A 14,254-nucleotide genomic window follows, 5' to 3' on the forward strand; every position below is an offset into this window, starting at 1 on the left:
GCTCAGGCCCACCATTTTTTTAGCGAACCCGAATCCCTTCGATCACCATCCGCTGCACGTTTTCTACTGTCTGATTGAAAAAGCCTTCATCATTTAACGTCTGTCCGGTTACCGCTTCGATCTGAGTTGAAAAATCGGCGTAGTGTTGGGTCGTGGCCCACAGCATAAAGATCAGATGATGCGGTTCAACAGCCGCCAGTTTGCCCTGATTTATCCAGCCTTCAATCACCGCCGATTTCTCATCCACCAGCCCTTTCAGATCGCCTTCCAGCTCCCCTTTCAGCAACGGTGCGCCCTGAAGCATCTCCATGCAGAACAGGCGTGACGCCTGCGGATGATCGCGCGACACCTCAAGCTTAAGCCGGATGTAGTCCCGGATTGCCACTAAAGGTTGCTGGTCTTCCCGCAATGCACGCAGTGGCGCCAGCCACACATCAAGAATGTTTTTCAGCACCGCAATATAGAGGGCTTCTTTCGACGGGAAGTAGTACAGCAGGTTGGTTTTAGAAACGTCAGCCCCTTCGGCCACTTTATCCAGGCTGGTGCCATGCACGCCAAATTGTGAAAACAGCGCCAGTGCCGCAGTGAGGATCGCCGTGCGTTTCGCCGCTACCGCACGTGAGCGTCGCGTGGGCGCCTTCACCGATGTCTTATCTGTAGAATTCACTGAGACCTCATACTCCATGTGGGTTGCCGGGATGATAGCAAAACCCCTCGCCCAGACCTAATGCACTTAAATTGACCACGATGCCTGCTTTTTGTGCACCTGATTTTGACCAAATGGTCTGTTTTAGACCATCCGCTCCAGAAAAATTTAACACAAATACTTTAACACACTGATTACTAGCACCTTTTATAAACTGGCACAGCGTTTGCAATTATCTCAGCAAGCGCCGCTTCAGGGAGAGTGCAGGATGCATTGCAGCGCACAACTTTACCCTAACGCACACTCAGAGGTATCCCAATGAAAATCGGTGTCTTTATCCCAATTGGCAACAACGGCTGGCTGATCTCCACCAACGCGCCGCAATACATGCCGACCTTTGAACTGAATAAAGCGATTGTGCAGAAAGCCGAGCATTATCACTTCGACTTTGCGCTGTCGATGATCAAACTGCGTGGCTTTGGCGGCAAGACCGAGTTCTGGGATCATAACCTTGAATCCTTCACCCTGATGGCTGGCCTGGCTGCCGTCACTTCGCGCATCGAAATCTATGCTACGGCGGCCACGCTGACACTGCCGCCGGCCATTGTGGCGCGCATGGCTTCCACCGTTGATTCTATTTCAAACGGCCGCTTCGGGGTGAACCTGGTGACCGGCTGGCAGAAACCGGAATACGATCAGATGGGTATCTGGCCTGGCGATGAGTACTTTGCCCGTCGCTATGACTATCTGACCGAATACGTCTCGGTGTTGAAAGATCTGTGGGGCACCGGTAAATCCGATCTGAAAGGTGAGTTCTTCACCATGAACGATTGCCGCCTCAGCCCGCAGCCGCAAAAGCCGGTCAAGGTGATCTGTGCTGGTCAAAGCGATGCCGGTATGGCCTTCTCAGCGAAACATGCTGACTACAACTTCTGCTTCGGCAAGGGCGTGAATACTCCAACCGCTTTCGCCCCAACCGCCACCCGCATGAAAAAAGCCGCCGATGAAGTGGGTCGTGATGTCGGATCTTTCGTTCTGTTTATGATCATTGCCGATGAAACCGACGAAGCCGCCCGGGCGAAGTGGGAACACTACAAAGCCGGCGCAGACGAAGATGCGCTCTCCTGGCTGACCACGCAAAGCCAACAGGATAAAACCTCGGGCAGCGACACCAACGTGCGCCAGATGGCCGACCCGACGTCCGCCGTCAATATCAATATGGGTACGCTGGTCGGCTCTTATGCCAACGTCGCACGCATGCTGGATGAAGTGGCGACCGTTGAGGGTACCCAGGGCGTGTTGCTGACGTTTGATGATTTTTTACAAGGCATTGAGAAATTTGGCCAACGCATCCAACCGCTGATGCAGTGCCGTACCGATATCATTGAAGCCGCGAAGGAGGTTGCGTAATGAGCAGTAAAGAGCCGGTAGTGTGCACAACAGCGTCGACTAAAAACAGCATTACCCTGCCCGCGCGGCCGGAGCCCATTGCCTTTCCACCCGAACAGACCGCTTTGATCGTGGTGGATATGCAGAATGCTTACGCCACCATCGGCGGCTACCTTGACCTGGCGGGATTTGATGTATCCGCTACCCGCCCGGTGATCGATAACATCAACGTGGCGGTGAAAGCCGCCCGTGAAGCCGGCATTCAGATTATCTGGTTCCAGAACGGTTGGGACGATCGGTATGTCGAAGCCGGTGGCCCAGGCTCGCCTAACTGGCACAAATCCAACGCGCTGAAAACCATGCGCCAGAAACCTGAACTGGAAGGCAAGCTGCTGGCGAAAGGCGGTTGGGATTATGATCTGGTCGATCAGCTTGTCCCGCAACCCGGCGATATCGTGCTGCCGAAGCCACGCTACAGCGGCTTCTTCAATACCGCGCTAGACAGCATGTTGCGCAGCCGTGGCATTCGCCATCTGGTATTTACTGGCATCGCCACTAACGTCTGCGTTGAATCGACGTTGCGCGACGGTTTCTTCCTGGAGTATTTCGGCATTGTACTGGAAGACGCTACCTATCAGGCCGGTCCGCTCTTCGCACAGCAGGCCGCCATCTTCAATATTGAGACGTTCTTCGGCTGGGTGTCTGATGTTTCGACCTTTTGTTCCGCCCTGCAAACCGAAGCCGTGCAACAACAACAAACGGCCTGAAACCTGACCTGACTGGAGAATGCGCAATGCCGAAAACCATTATTACCCCACCGGGAACCAGCGTGCCGATAGCGCCGTTCGTCCCTGGCACGCTGGCCGATGGCGTGGTGTATGTCTCGGGCACCTTGCCCTTTGATAAAGACAATAACGTGGTGCACGTTGGCGATGCCGCCGCGCAAACCCGCCATGTGCTGGAAACCATTAAAAGCGTGATTGAAACCGCGGGCGGCACCATGGACGACGTGACCTTTAACTCGATTTTCATCACCGACTGGAGCAACTATGCGGCGGTGAACAGCGTGTATGCCGAGTATTTCCCTGGCGAAAAACCGGCGCGTTTCTGCATTCAGTGTGGTCTGGTGAAACCCGATGCACTGATCGAGATCGCCAGCGTTGCCCATATCGGTAAGTAGCGGAGGAAGACATGCATATTGAGCTTTCAGGATCGACCGATCCTCAGGCCAGAACGCTGGTGCTTTCTGCCGGGTTAGGCGGCCTGGCTAACTTCTGGTTGCCGCAGCTAAACGCACTGCGTGAACACTATCGGGTGGTGGTCTATGACCAGCGTGGCACCGGGCGCAGTCCCGACACACTGCCGGCAGGCTACAGCATGGGCGATATGGCGGCTGAACTGGCTCACGAGCTGGCGGCACTGGGGATCGAAAGCTATGACGTCATTGGCCATGCGCTGGGCGGTATGGTGGCGATGCAGCTGGCGATCGACTTTCCACAGCGCGTCGGCAGGCTGGTGATTGTTAATGGCTGGCTCAGGCTGAATGCGCATACCCGCCGCTGCTTCACCGTTCGACAGGCGTTGCTGCTCAATGTCGGCGTTGAATCCTATGTTCGCGCACAGCCCCTGTTTCTCTATCCTGCCGACTGGCTGGCCGATAATCAGGCACGTATCGAAGCTGAAGATGCGCTGCACGCCGCACATTTTCAGGGGACAGAAACCTTGCTGCGGCGTCTGACCGCATTGATGGCCTGCGATTTCACCGAACTTGCCGCCCAGATCGCCCAGCCGGTGCTGTTGATCTGTTCACAGGACGATCTGTTGGTGCCCTGGACCTGCTCGCAAACCCTGCTGGAGGCGTTGCCAAACGCCACGCTGGAAAAAATGGCCTGGGGCGGTCATGCGATGAGCGTCACCGATAGCAGCACCTTCAATCCACTGTTACTGAACTGGCTGAGCAAAACCCCGGCCTCATCCCCTGCTGAACTGGAGCTGATATGGCAGAAGCCCTGAATTCTCTCGCGTTAGAAACCTTGTTTACCGCAGCACGGACGCACAATGGCTGGCAGGATCGTCCGGTTACTGACGCGCAAATCCACCAGCTGTATGACTTGTTAAAGATGGGCCCAACCTCGGCGAATTGCAGCCCTGCGCGCTTCTGTTTTATCCGCAGTGAGGAAGGCAAAGCCAGGCTGAAGCCAACGCTCTCCAGCGGCAATCTGGAAAAAACCCTGAGCGCGCCGGTAACGGCGATCGTCGCCTGGGATCCGGCGTTCTTTGACCAGCTTCCACAGCTCTTCCCACATGCCGATGCTAAATCCTGGTTCACCAGCAGCCCGGCGCTGGCGGAAGAGACCGCATTTCGCAACAGCTCGCTGCAGGCGGCTTACCTGATCGCCGCCTGTCGCGCGATGGGCTTAGATACCGGCCCGATGTCCGGCTTCGATCGTGCCGCGGTTGATGCGGTGTTCTTTGCGGAAAGCGGCTGGAAAAGCAATCTGCTTATTAACATCGGCTATGGCGATGCCAGCAAAGTGTATGCGCGCCTGCCACGTCTCTCATTTGCAGATGCCTGCACCCTCGAGTAAGGAAATGATCATGTCTCTGGCGACCCTGTCGCCCGCGGTAACGTCGGGCGTAGAAAAACAAGATTTTCGCAATGCGATGGCGCGCCTGGGTGCGGCCGTCAATATTATCACCACCGACGGCCCCGCCGGTCGCGCTGGCTTTACCGCCTCCGCCGTGTGCAGTGTGACCGATACGCCGCCAACCCTGCTGGTGTGTCTGAATCGCTCGGCGTCCGTGTATGAGGTGTTCAAAACCAATCAGCAGCTCTGCGTTAACACGCTGGCTGCGGGACATGAATCGTTATCTAACCTGTTTGGCGGTAAAACGCCAATGGCCGAACGCTTTATCGCGGCCGAATGGTCGACGCTGGTGACCGGCTCGCCGATTCTGGCCGGCGCGGTGGCATCGTTTGATTGCAAAATCACCCAGGTGATGAGTGTCGGCACCCATGATGTGCTGGTCTGCGAAGCCCAGGCATTAGTCTGCAACGATGAAACACACGGCCTGGTCTATTTCGATCGCGGCTATCACCATTTACTGCGGCAGGAAGCCTGATCCCGCCGACGGCGGGCAATGCTTTATTCACTTCTCTGGAGAAGACGATGGCGAGTTCCTGGTTTCCTGTATGGCGTAAGCAGTCCGCATCAGCGCAAGGGTTAGTGGCACCGGATGAAACCCTGCCGCTGGGACAAACGGTAATTATGGGGCTTCAGCACGCGGTCGCGATGTTTGGTGCCACGGTTCTGATGCCATTGCTGATGGGATTAGATCCCAATCTGTCGATCCTGATGTCCGGCGTCGGCACGCTGCTGTTCTTCCTTATCACGGGCGGACGCGTGCCCAGTTATCTTGGGTCGAGCGCCGCGTTCGTGGGCGTGGTGATTGCGGTGACGGGGTTCAATGGTCAGGGCATCAACCCTAACCTTGGCGTGGCGCTGGGCGGCATTATTGCCTGCGGCCTGGTCTATACGCTGATTGGTTTTGTGGTGATGAAAGTGGGCACGCGATGGATTGAGAAGCTGATGCCGCCGGTGGTGACCGGCGCCGTGGTGATGGCAATTGGCCTGAACCTCGCGCCGATTGCGGTACGCAGCGTCTCCTCATCGATGTTCGATAGCTGGATGGCGGTGATGACCGTGCTCTGTATCGGTATTGTGGCGGTGTTTACCCGCGGCATGGTGCAACGGCTGCTGATCCTGGTCGGCCTGATTGTCGCCTGCGCCATCTATGCCGTGCTGACCAACGGGCTCGGGCTGGGTAAACCGATCGATTTTAGCCTGATGGCTGCCGTGCCGTGGCTGGGCTTCCCGACCACCACCTCGCCTGTCTTCGACAGTCATGCAATGTTCCTGATTGCGCCGGTGGCGGTGATACTGGTGGCTGAAAACCTCGGGCATATCAAAGCGGTGGCAGGGATGACGGGCAAAAACCTCGATCCGTATATGGGCAGAGCCTTTGTCGGTGATGGCCTGGCCACCCTGCTTTCCGGCGGCGTGGGCGGCAGCGGTGTCACCACCTATGCTGAGAATATTGGCGTGATGGCGGTAACTAAGGTGTATTCCACCCTGGTGTTTGTTGCGGCAGCGGTGATTGCCATCCTGTTAGGATTCTCGCCGAAGTTCGGCGCGTTGATTCACACCATCCCAGGCCCGGTGATCGGCGGTGCGTCCATCGTGGTATTTGGTTTGATTGCCGTGGCGGGTGCGAGGATTTGGGTGCAGAACAACGTCGATCTTGGGCAGAACAACAATCTGATTATGGTGGCGGTCACGCTGGTACTGGGTGCAGGAGACTTTGCCCTGAAGATCGGTAACTTCACCATGGGCGGGATCGGCACGGCGACCTTCGGCGCGATTATCCTCAACGCTATCCTGACGCGTCGTAAAGCCGCCGTGCTTGACAGCAACGACGTCGTGCATCAAGACAATTAACTCACTTCCGCTTTATCAGGCGAAGGGTCAACCTTCGCCTTTTTTTTGCGCTTCAGCTTCAACTCACTGACCAGCACGCCGACGACGATCAGTGCGCCGCCAATCAGTGCCGCGCCAGGTAAACGCTCACCGGCAACCCGACCAACGATCCCCGCCCAGACCGGCTCACCAGCATAAATGACCGTGGCACGCGTTGGCGACACGCTGCGCTGCGCCCAGTTCATCGTCACCTGAATTAACGCACTGGCCAGCCCCAGACCAATGGCGCTGAACAGCAGATAGGGCGAAAACGGCGGCACCGCTTCGCCATTGGGGACCATCAGCGCGAATGCCAGCAGTGAAGCGCCCGCCAGCTGGATGATCGTGACGCGTTTGACATCCACTTTGCCGGCACTGGCGCTGATCAAAATGATTTCTGCGGCAATCGCCAGCGTGCTCATTAAGGTGGCAATTTCACCGGCGCCAAATGCCAGTGAATCTCCGTCTGGACCTGCCAACAACATCAGCCCGGTGAAGGCCAGCGCCACGCCGATCCACGACATCAGGCCGGGCAAGCGTCCCAAAAAAAGCCATTGCAGTAGCGGCACCAGCGGCACATACATCGCGGTAATGAAGGCGGATTTACTGCTACTGATGGTTTGCATGCCATAGGTCTGTAAGCCATACCCACAGCCAATGGCGATGCCGATTAATGTCCCGGCTTTGATTTCAGCCCAGGTGATGCCGCGCAACGAACGCGATGAAATTGCTCCCAGCACCAGCGCGGCAGTGGCAAATCGGGTGCCGACGAAGAAAAATGGCCCGCTTACGGTCATCGCATGATGGACTGCCAGAAAAGTTCCGCCCCAGATCAGGGTAATCAGGACCAGCACAATCTCTTGTGGGGTAAACGACAGTTTATAGCGGGAAAGTAAGGCAGACATAGCAGGCTCAGGTGTGAATTTGGCGCTAGTGTGCCGGGAGGGAACTCAGTGGTCAACTCTGTGACGTAACCGCCGGGGAAATACCCGACGGTTTCAGGCGAGGCTAAGCTTCGGAATCGGTTTTAGTCCGACCGCCACGGCTGTTACGCCCCCCTTTTTCGCCAGCCTGTGAAGCACGTTGAGGGTCATTTTTAAAATTCCCTCCGCTGACTTTGCCGCCTTTACGACCTGCTTCTGATGCTCTTTTACGGTCTTCAGCGAAATTTCCAGATCCACCACGATGTTCTGCCATTTCTTACCTCCGAATAGTTAAGCCATCATACTGCTTAATCACGATTGGCCTTCCGGCCTTCCGTAGCGGCAATCGGGGAGAGAACACTCCCGGCCGCGTTACTAAGCATAGATTATCAAGCCTGAAGTGGTTAAAAAAACTCCTGAGCACGGCTCACAAAACGGCCAACCCCTCTAAACAGCCTGAATTATTGCATTATTGACGCTAATGTTTATGTCCATCCCGCTACCCGCATTGCACGCGTTTTAAGCAAAAGGACCGCTTCCTTCTGCATGACCCGTCAGCCTCTTCTATACTTTCCTGATTGCCTTCAGGGCCTGATTTTATCCCCAATCATCCAACAACCAGTCGACGAGGGAACAAATGGCAAAGATTCTGGTGCTCTATTACTCCATGTACGGACATATCGAAACCATGGCCAATGCGGTTGCAGAAGGCGCAGGTCGGGTTAGTGGAGCGGAAGTGACGATCAAGCGCGTACCTGAAACCATGGACGCAGAACGCTTCGCCCAGGTGGGCGGCAAAACGCAGCAGTCTGCACCGGAAGCGACCCCGGAAGAACTGCCGCAATATGATGCCATATTGCTCGGTACCCCAACCCGCTTCGGTAATATGGCCGGTCAGATGCGTACCTTCCTTGACCGCACGGGTGGCCTTTGGGCATCAGGTGCGCTGTACGGCAAGCTGGCCAGCGTCTTTGCCTCAACGGGTACCGGTGGCGGTCAGGAACAGACCATTACTTCGACCTGGACCACCCTCGCCCACCACGGCATGGTGATCGTGCCGATTGGTTATGGCACCAAAGAACTCTTTGATATATCGCAGGTGCGTGGCGGTACGCCTTATGGCGCCACAACCATTGCCGGCGGTGACGGTTCGCGACAACCCAGCGAAGAAGAGCTGAATATTGCCCGTTATCAGGGTGAATATGTCGCCGGCCTGGCAGTAAAACTGAACGGATAACCTCAATCAGGAGACTATTATGGCAACGCAACAATCGAAAGCTCATCATGTAGGCGAGTGGGCAAGCCTGCGCAGCACCTCTCCGGAAATTGCGGAGGCCATTTTTGAAGTGGCGAATTACGATGAGAAACTTGCCGAAGGCATCTGGGAGCAGCAAGGCAGTGACGAAGTGCTGCTCAGGGCCTTTGAGAAAACCGATCAGGACGTGCTGACCTGGGATAACAAAGTCGTCGAGCGAAAAAACGTTTAGCACCAAAATCGGTATTCGAGGCGGATTTATCCGCCCTTTTTATTGTTTTACACCCTCAGAAACGTCCGAAACCACTAACTACTCACGTTGTGAAACCATCGTTTTTCTACCAGGCTTAATGCCATATTCATTAGCCTGACCGTCAGGCCGATTACTCGAAAAGGAGTGCAGTATGTCTTACCAGACAATTAATCCCGCCAGTAATAAGCTTGTCAAAACCTGGACCGATCACAACGACCAGCAGGTTGAACAGGCGTTAAAGACCGCGGATGATCTATATCATTCAAGCTGGTCTAAAGGCGACATCCAACCGCGTCTGCAGGTGCTGAAAAAAATGGCAGACCTGATTGACGCTCGTGTTGAAGAACTGGCAAAAACGGCCAGCGTTGAGATGGGTAAACTGATCAATCAGAGTCGCGGCGAAGTGCAGCTTTGCGCGCAAATTGCACGTTACTACGCAGAAAATGCCGAACGGTTCCTTGCCCCTACCCGTTATCCAAGCGAGCTGGGTGAAGCCTGGGTGGAAAATCATCCGATTGGGGTGCTGGTTGCCGTTGAGCCCTGGAACTTCCCGTTCTATCAGCTAATGCGCGTACTGGCGCCGAATCTGGCCGCCGGTAACCCGGTGTTGGCAAAACATGCCGCCAATGTCCCTCATTGCGCCACGCTGTTCGAAGAGCTGGTGACCGAGGCCGGTGCGCCAAAAGGTGCCTGGACTAACCTGTTTATCAGCAACGATCAGGTTGCCTCACTGATTGCTGACGATCGTGTTCAGGGTGCTGCGCTGACCGGCTCTGAACGTGCCGGGAGTGCCGTGGCACAACAAGCCGGCAAATACCTGAAGAAGACCACGCTGGAACTCGGCGGTAATGACGTCTTTGTGGTGCTGGATGACTGCGACCTTGATAAGGCCGTGAAGGCCGGCGTCGGTGCCCGTCTCAGCAACTGTGGTCAGGTGTGTACCGCAGCTAAACGCTTTATCGTGCATGAAAAAGTGGCAGATGCCTTCTTCGAAAAATTCACCCAGGCTTTCCGTGACGTGAAGATTGGCGATCCGCTGGATGAAAGCACCACGCTGGGCCCGCTTTCTTCCTCAACGGCACGCGATACGCTGGTGAAACAAGTTGAGCAGGCGGTGTCTAAAGGCGCCAAGCTGCATATCGGCGGTAAAGTCGTTGCCGGTGAAGGCTGCTTCTACGAGCCCACTATCCTCTCCGGTATCACCCGTGATAACCCGGCCTATTTTGAAGAGTTCTTTGGCCCGGTCGCACAGGTTTACGTGGTGAAGGATGACGAAGAAGTGGTTAAACTTGCCAACGATTCTCACTATGGTCTGGGTGGTGCGGTATTTAGCAAAGATATTGCCCGTGCCAAGAAACTGGCTTCACGAATCGAAACCGGCATGGTGTATATCAATTCCGCCAGCGATACTTCGGCCGAGTTGCCATTCGGCGGTGTGAAACGTTCAGGCTATGGTCGTGAACTGTCTGATTTGGGTATCAAAGAGTTCGTTAACCAGAAACTGGTCGTGGTCAGCAGTGACTGATTGCTAACGGCATCTGCCCAAAAAGAAAAGGCCGACAGTGAATGTCGGCCTTTTTATTGCGTGCGAATCAGACTCAGGAAGACTTTTCAGTCTCTGGCTGCGCAGCAGTGGCAGGCTCATCGGCGTTCGCTTTTTCCGCCTTGGTTTTATCGGCTTTATCAGCCTTATCCTTCGCCGCTTTATCTTTCGCAGCCTGCTCAGCCGCGGCTTTATCAGCAGCCGCCTTGTCTTTGGCTGCCTGCTCGGCTGCGGCTTTATCAGCTGCCGCCTTTTCTGCAGACGCTTTAGCCTGAGCGGCTTTATCTGCCGCAGCCTGATCGGCCGCTGCTTTAGCGGCAGCCACTTTATCAGCAGCCGGATCTTTCGCGGCCGTTGGTGCGGCTGGTGCTTCAGCTGCCGGAGCTGCTGGTGCAGGTTGCGGCGCGCTTGCCGCCATCGGCGTTCCCTCAATGGCTTTATTCAGCACCTGAGTAAACTGATCCCATGGGCAGAAACCATTGGCATCGGTCTGGCAACCGTTCATTTGCAGCGTGACGCGCTTAGGAGGCGTATCCAGCGACAGTGGCGTTGCATTACGCAGCTGATCGGTAGACTGGTAAACGTATTCAACCTTCACCAACTCACGATTGTTTTTCTTGTCGTGCCAGCGCTGGAACTGAATCATCCCACCAATAGGCGTGCGCTCGTTTTGCTCTGGCAGCGTGTAAGCTTTGAAATCCAATGCCGTCAGCAGGGAGGCGATATTCGAATCATGGCCGACCATCAGCGTCACTTTCGGCGCGGAGGCTTTATCTTCATCCACTAACATACTGCGGATGTAATCGACCAGAGGCGCTGCGACGTCACGCGCCACTTCTGGCGTAGTAAACAACGTGTCCTGATAGCCATTTTTAATAGCGGACAGCTCTTTCCACTGCTCTGGTGTCTTAATCTGGCCCCAGGCGACCTGATCCAGCGGCATCCCTTCGTAATATTGCAGGGTGAAGGCATCCACCAGCGAATTCCCGACTTTTAATGGACCCGAAACGTTCGGCTCTTTACCATTTTCAGCGGTGAATTTGTTCTGATTATCACTGGAGAGATCGCACTGCTTTTTGCCATCACAGGCAGCAGAGGATTTGTAATCGATGATTTTTTCCAGGCGCTGGAAGGCCGGTTTGAGTGCCAGTTTTTCACCCGCGCTGTTCATGCCGGTCAACGCCTGCTTGTTGAAGCCGTCGCTGCTGTCGGTAATCACCGGGTTGAACACCGGATCCATCGCGCCCATTTCATCCTGATGAGACACCTGAATGTCACATCCCGGGAACGCACCGGTGATAAAGAACTGCGCGGTGGCGACGGTACGCTGCAGGCTGTTGGCGTAGGCATAAACATCGTCAGAGGCTGGACATTCGCCGTCGGCGATCAGCCCTTGCTGCGCAAGCCACTCACGGGTGTAACGGCCCATGTAAACTTCAAGCACGCCGCCCTTGGTCGTCAACTGTCCACCCGGCACATCCCACTTAGGCCAGGCCTTTTTAGTGGACTGAGCCAGCACGCTGCCATTATCAGCCAGCGGCGCACGGAGGTTATGGCGGCTCATCATTAACACTTGCTCAAGCTGGTAATCGTCGTCAGCAGCATAAGCTGAAATGCCGGTGAGTGCCGAGCAGACTGCTAATGCGCAAAGACTAAACTTTTTAATCATGTGTTTTTCCATTGATTCAAGGTAAATCACCCGGCCGTAATATGGCGATGCGGTTGGTTAAAAATTCGCAACAACGCAAATGAGGCTCGCTCGGCGTTCCTGGAAATTCAGGCCAGGGGTGGGCATTCTTCATTGGTGTTGAGAATATAGCAGAGTATCGCCTTTGCCGTTGAGTCGCATCAGGAGATTGAAAAGAAACGGGATGTTTTTCGGAATGCTCTAATAAACGAAGCTATTAGCGAAGAAAAAAGCGGGGAAGGCAGAAAGCAAAACGGGCCAGCCTAAGCTAACCCGTTGAATTTGATGGTGGAGAGGCAGAGATTCGAACTCTGGAACGGTTTCCCGTCGCCGGTTTTCAAGACCGGTGCCTTCAGCCACTCGGCCACCCCTCCACACTAGTACCAGTCACCGTTTCAAAGAGTGGCTAAACTCCCTGAGCAACTGATGGGGCGCAGTATAGGGGATGCCGATCGCTTTGCCAAGCATAATTTTGGCTAGTTTGTTGAATTATTGCGCTTTTATGCAATTTTTTTTCATCTGTTCAACAAACGGTCAATCGGCGGTTTTATTGCGCCCATAGCAAAACGGGCCAGCTTTCGCTGACCCGTTAAATTAGATGGTGGAGAGGCAGAGATTCGAACTCTGGAACGGTTTCCCGTCGCCGGTTTTCAAGACCGGTGCCTTCAGCCACTCGGCCACCCCTCCACAATGAGCCGAACTATAAACACCCTCCCGGTCGATGTAAAGTGTGTTGCGGTTCAATCGCCTGAAAAACAGTCGATCGGCGTTTATTTGCTGGCAATATCGCCACTCTGCTTACTAAAACAGCCGACTATCGCGTAAAGAAGGGTAAAACGCCTTTCCCCGCTTCGCACTGCTCCCTATTCTCACAGGTAAATTGGTGACCCAAAGAGGCTCTTTTATGGATCGCATTGTTTCGAGTACCCGTGGCAGTTCCTTAATTACCACCCACAAGGTGCTGCGCAATACCTATTTCCTGCTGGGGCTGACGCTGGCCTTTTCTGCCGTTACCGCTACCCTGAGCACCGTTTTCGCCCTGCCCGCGCCAGGCTTCATTCTGATGCTGGTCGGCTTTTACGGGCTGATGTTCCTGACTTATCGCCTGGCGGACAGCCCTACCGGCATTCTGGCGGCGTTCGCCTTTACCGGTTTCCTCGGCTACTGCCTGGGCCCAATCCTCAACTCACTGCTGTCTGCAGGAATGGGGGATGTGATTGGTCTGGCATTAGGCGGCACCGCACTGGTGTTCTTCAGCTGTTCTGCCTACGTGCTAACCACCCGTAAGGATATGTCCTTCCTGGGTGGCATGATGATGGCCGGGTTTGTGGTATTGCTGGTCGCCGTCGTGGCAAACATCTTCCTTAACATTCCGGCATTGCATATGGCAATCAGCGTGTTGTTTATCCTGTTCTCTTCGGGTGCCATCCTGTGGGAAACCAGTAACATCATTCACGGCGGCGAAACCAACTATATTCGCGCGACCGTTAGCCTGTATGTGTCGATCTATAACATCTTCGTCAGCCTGCTGAGCATTCTGGGCATGTCATCGCGCAGCAATTAATCGCCCGCAGTTGACGCTACAATAAGAGCCCCGCACTGCGGGGCTCTTTTTATGTGCCGGATTACGCTTGCCTGAAGAGACAGACTACCCACAGCTGGCCGCAGTTTGCTAAACTGGGCGGCTTAGCAAATCAGACAGAGGCAAGACGGTGTTATTCCAGGGCAAAGAAATTGAACGTGACGCGCAGGGTTACCTGAAGTCCACGATGGACTGGAGTGAAGATCTGGCTCCGTTACTGGCAGAAGAAGAGGCCATTGAGCTGACTGACGCCCACTGGGAAGTGGTGCATTTCGTCCGTGCCTTCTATCTGGAGTTCAATACTTCCCCGGCGGTGAGAATGCTGGTTAAAGCCATGGCGCAAAAATACGGTGAGGAAAAAGGCAACAGCCGCTATTTGTTCCGCCTGTTCCCAAAAGGCCCGGCAAAACAGGCAACTAAAATTGCCGGCCTGCCTAAACCGGCCAAATGCCTTTAAGC

Annotated in this window: 16 protein-coding genes and 2 tRNA genes; 12 read left to right on the plus strand and 6 right to left on the minus strand. The window is 54.9% G+C overall.

The features are described 5' to 3' along the window. Positions 1-19: 19 nt before the first annotated feature. Positions 20-685, minus strand: a complete 666-nt coding sequence (gene rutR, locus AC1UKS_RS13875) for an HTH-type transcriptional regulator RutR (protein WP_265911997.1) — start codon at positions 683-685, stop codon at positions 20-22. Positions 686-964: 279 nt separating this feature from the next. Here rutR and rutA point away from each other — a divergent pair, with 279 nt between their 5' ends. From rutA to rutG, 7 genes are read left to right on the plus strand one after another with little or no spacing between them, the layout of a single operon-like run. After that, positions 965-2,056 (plus strand): pyrimidine utilization protein A, encoded by a 1,092-nt coding sequence (rutA, locus tag AC1UKS_RS13880; RefSeq protein WP_013201590.1) that lies wholly within the window; start codon positions 965-967, stop codon positions 2,054-2,056. Further along, positions 2,056-2,802: a pyrimidine utilization protein B gene (gene rutB / locus AC1UKS_RS13885; protein ID WP_482434089.1), complete on the plus strand. Its 747-nt coding sequence runs from the start codon at positions 2,056-2,058 to the stop codon at positions 2,800-2,802. The genes rutA and rutB overlap by 1 nt, the downstream gene beginning before the upstream one ends. Before the next feature lie 26 nt (positions 2,803-2,828). Then, positions 2,829-3,215: a pyrimidine utilization protein C gene (gene rutC / locus AC1UKS_RS13890; RefSeq protein WP_053145712.1), complete on the plus strand. Its 387-nt coding sequence runs from the start codon at positions 2,829-2,831 to the stop codon at positions 3,213-3,215. Positions 3,216-3,226: 11 nt separating this feature from the next. Beyond that, positions 3,227-4,048: a pyrimidine utilization protein D gene (gene rutD, locus AC1UKS_RS13895; RefSeq protein WP_482434091.1), complete on the plus strand. Its 822-nt coding sequence runs from the start codon at positions 3,227-3,229 to the stop codon at positions 4,046-4,048. Continuing rightward, positions 4,033-4,623, plus strand: a complete 591-nt coding sequence (locus AC1UKS_RS13900) for a malonic semialdehyde reductase (protein ID WP_265911992.1) — start codon at positions 4,033-4,035, stop codon at positions 4,621-4,623. The genes rutD and AC1UKS_RS13900 overlap by 16 nt, the downstream gene beginning before the upstream one ends. Positions 4,624-4,633: 10 nt before the next feature. Continuing rightward, the gene (gene rutF / locus AC1UKS_RS13905; protein WP_482434094.1) at positions 4,634-5,158 is read left to right on the plus strand and encodes an NADH-dependent FMN reductase RutF; all 525 of its coding nucleotides are present in this window, start codon (positions 4,634-4,636) and stop codon (positions 5,156-5,158) included. A 47-nt stretch (positions 5,159-5,205) separates the two neighbouring features. After that, the gene (rutG, locus tag AC1UKS_RS13910; protein WP_482434096.1) at positions 5,206-6,534 is read left to right on the plus strand and encodes a pyrimidine utilization transport protein G; all 1,329 of its coding nucleotides are present in this window, start codon (positions 5,206-5,208) and stop codon (positions 6,532-6,534) included. Here rutG and AC1UKS_RS13915 read toward each other — a convergent pair. After that, on the minus strand, positions 6,531-7,457 hold the full coding sequence (locus AC1UKS_RS13915) for a DMT family transporter (protein WP_482434098.1): 927 nt from the start codon (positions 7,455-7,457) through the stop codon (positions 6,531-6,533). The genes rutG and AC1UKS_RS13915 overlap by 4 nt on opposite strands. Positions 7,458-7,560: 103 nt before the next feature. After that, positions 7,561-7,749: a con-10 family general stress protein gene (locus AC1UKS_RS13920; RefSeq protein ID WP_482434100.1), complete on the minus strand. Its 189-nt coding sequence runs from the start codon at positions 7,747-7,749 to the stop codon at positions 7,561-7,563. Positions 7,750-8,112: 363 nt separating this feature from the next. On the opposite strand from AC1UKS_RS13920, the gene wrbA reads away from it, so the two are divergent. The 3 genes from wrbA (at position 8,113) to AC1UKS_RS13935 (ending at position 10,508) form a co-directional block, all read left to right on the plus strand. Continuing rightward, on the plus strand, positions 8,113-8,712 hold the full coding sequence (gene wrbA / locus AC1UKS_RS13925; RefSeq protein WP_482434102.1) for an NAD(P)H:quinone oxidoreductase: 600 nt from the start codon (positions 8,113-8,115) through the stop codon (positions 8,710-8,712). A gap of 19 nt (positions 8,713-8,731) precedes the next feature. After that, positions 8,732-8,962, plus strand: a complete 231-nt coding sequence (locus tag AC1UKS_RS13930; protein WP_013201581.1) for a YccJ family protein — start codon at positions 8,732-8,734, stop codon at positions 8,960-8,962. Between the two features lie 172 nt (positions 8,963-9,134). Next, positions 9,135-10,508 carry an NAD-dependent succinate-semialdehyde dehydrogenase gene (locus AC1UKS_RS13935; RefSeq protein WP_053145726.1) on the plus strand — a complete coding sequence of 458 codons (1,374 nt, stop codon included), beginning with the start codon at positions 9,135-9,137 and terminating at the stop codon, positions 10,506-10,508. Positions 10,509-10,581: 73 nt separating this feature from the next. Here AC1UKS_RS13935 and agp read toward each other — a convergent pair whose 3' ends face one another. The 3 genes from agp to AC1UKS_RS13950 form a co-directional block, all read right to left on the minus strand. After that, positions 10,582-12,195, minus strand: a complete 1,614-nt coding sequence (agp, locus tag AC1UKS_RS13940; protein ID WP_482434103.1) for a bifunctional glucose-1-phosphatase/inositol phosphatase — start codon at positions 12,193-12,195, stop codon at positions 10,582-10,584. Between the two features lie 304 nt (positions 12,196-12,499). Further along, positions 12,500-12,587, minus strand: a tRNA-Ser gene (locus tag AC1UKS_RS13945). A 225-nt stretch (positions 12,588-12,812) separates the two neighbouring features. Beyond that, positions 12,813-12,900: transfer RNA gene (locus AC1UKS_RS13950), tRNA-Ser, on the minus strand. Positions 12,901-13,117: 217 nt separating this feature from the next. Here AC1UKS_RS13950 and yccA point away from each other — a divergent pair. Together yccA and tusE are read left to right on the plus strand one after the other, a co-directional pair. Next, positions 13,118-13,777, plus strand: coding sequence for an FtsH protease modulator YccA (gene yccA, locus AC1UKS_RS13955; RefSeq protein WP_013201578.1), 660 nt, complete (start codon positions 13,118-13,120; stop codon positions 13,775-13,777). Positions 13,778-13,925: 148 nt separating this feature from the next. Then, positions 13,926-14,252, plus strand: coding sequence for a sulfurtransferase TusE (tusE, locus tag AC1UKS_RS13960; RefSeq protein WP_013201577.1), 327 nt, complete (start codon positions 13,926-13,928; stop codon positions 14,250-14,252). Positions 14,253-14,254: the final 2 nt, after the last annotated feature.

It is taken from the genome of Erwinia sp. AK-PDG3-5, from assembly GCF_056821705.1.

Excerpts from the sequence above, each read along its gene's own strand:
- AC1UKS_RS13930 (WP_013201581.1), top strand. The coding sequence starts at position 8,732 with ATGGCAACGCAACAATCGAAAGCTCATCATGTAGGCGAGTGGGCAAGC.
- rutD (WP_482434091.1), top strand. The coding sequence starts at position 3,227 with ATGCATATTGAGCTTTCAGGATCGACCGATCCTCAGGCCAGAACGCTG.
- rutF (WP_482434094.1), top strand. The coding sequence starts at position 4,634 with ATGTCTCTGGCGACCCTGTCGCCCGCGGTAACGTCGGGCGTAGAAAAA.
- rutA (WP_013201590.1), top strand. The coding sequence starts at position 965 with ATGAAAATCGGTGTCTTTATCCCAATTGGCAACAACGGCTGGCTGATC.
- AC1UKS_RS13935 (WP_053145726.1), top strand. The coding sequence starts at position 9,135 with ATGTCTTACCAGACAATTAATCCCGCCAGTAATAAGCTTGTCAAAACC.
- rutR (WP_265911997.1), bottom strand. The coding sequence starts at position 685 with ATGGAGTATGAGGTCTCAGTGAATTCTACAGATAAGACATCGGTGAAG.
- AC1UKS_RS13920 (WP_482434100.1), bottom strand. The coding sequence starts at position 7,749 with ATGGCAGAACATCGTGGTGGATCTGGAAATTTCGCTGAAGACCGTAAA.
- rutC (WP_053145712.1), top strand. The coding sequence starts at position 2,829 with ATGCCGAAAACCATTATTACCCCACCGGGAACCAGCGTGCCGATAGCG.
- yccA (WP_013201578.1), top strand. The coding sequence starts at position 13,118 with ATGGATCGCATTGTTTCGAGTACCCGTGGCAGTTCCTTAATTACCACC.
- wrbA (WP_482434102.1), top strand. The coding sequence starts at position 8,113 with ATGGCAAAGATTCTGGTGCTCTATTACTCCATGTACGGACATATCGAA.
- rutB (WP_482434089.1), top strand. The coding sequence starts at position 2,056 with ATGAGCAGTAAAGAGCCGGTAGTGTGCACAACAGCGTCGACTAAAAAC.
- AC1UKS_RS13900 (WP_265911992.1), top strand. The coding sequence starts at position 4,033 with ATGGCAGAAGCCCTGAATTCTCTCGCGTTAGAAACCTTGTTTACCGCA.
- AC1UKS_RS13915 (WP_482434098.1), bottom strand. The coding sequence starts at position 7,457 with ATGTCTGCCTTACTTTCCCGCTATAAACTGTCGTTTACCCCACAAGAG.
- rutG (WP_482434096.1), top strand. The coding sequence starts at position 5,206 with ATGGCGAGTTCCTGGTTTCCTGTATGGCGTAAGCAGTCCGCATCAGCG.
- agp (WP_482434103.1), bottom strand. The coding sequence starts at position 12,195 with ATGATTAAAAAGTTTAGTCTTTGCGCATTAGCAGTCTGCTCGGCACTC.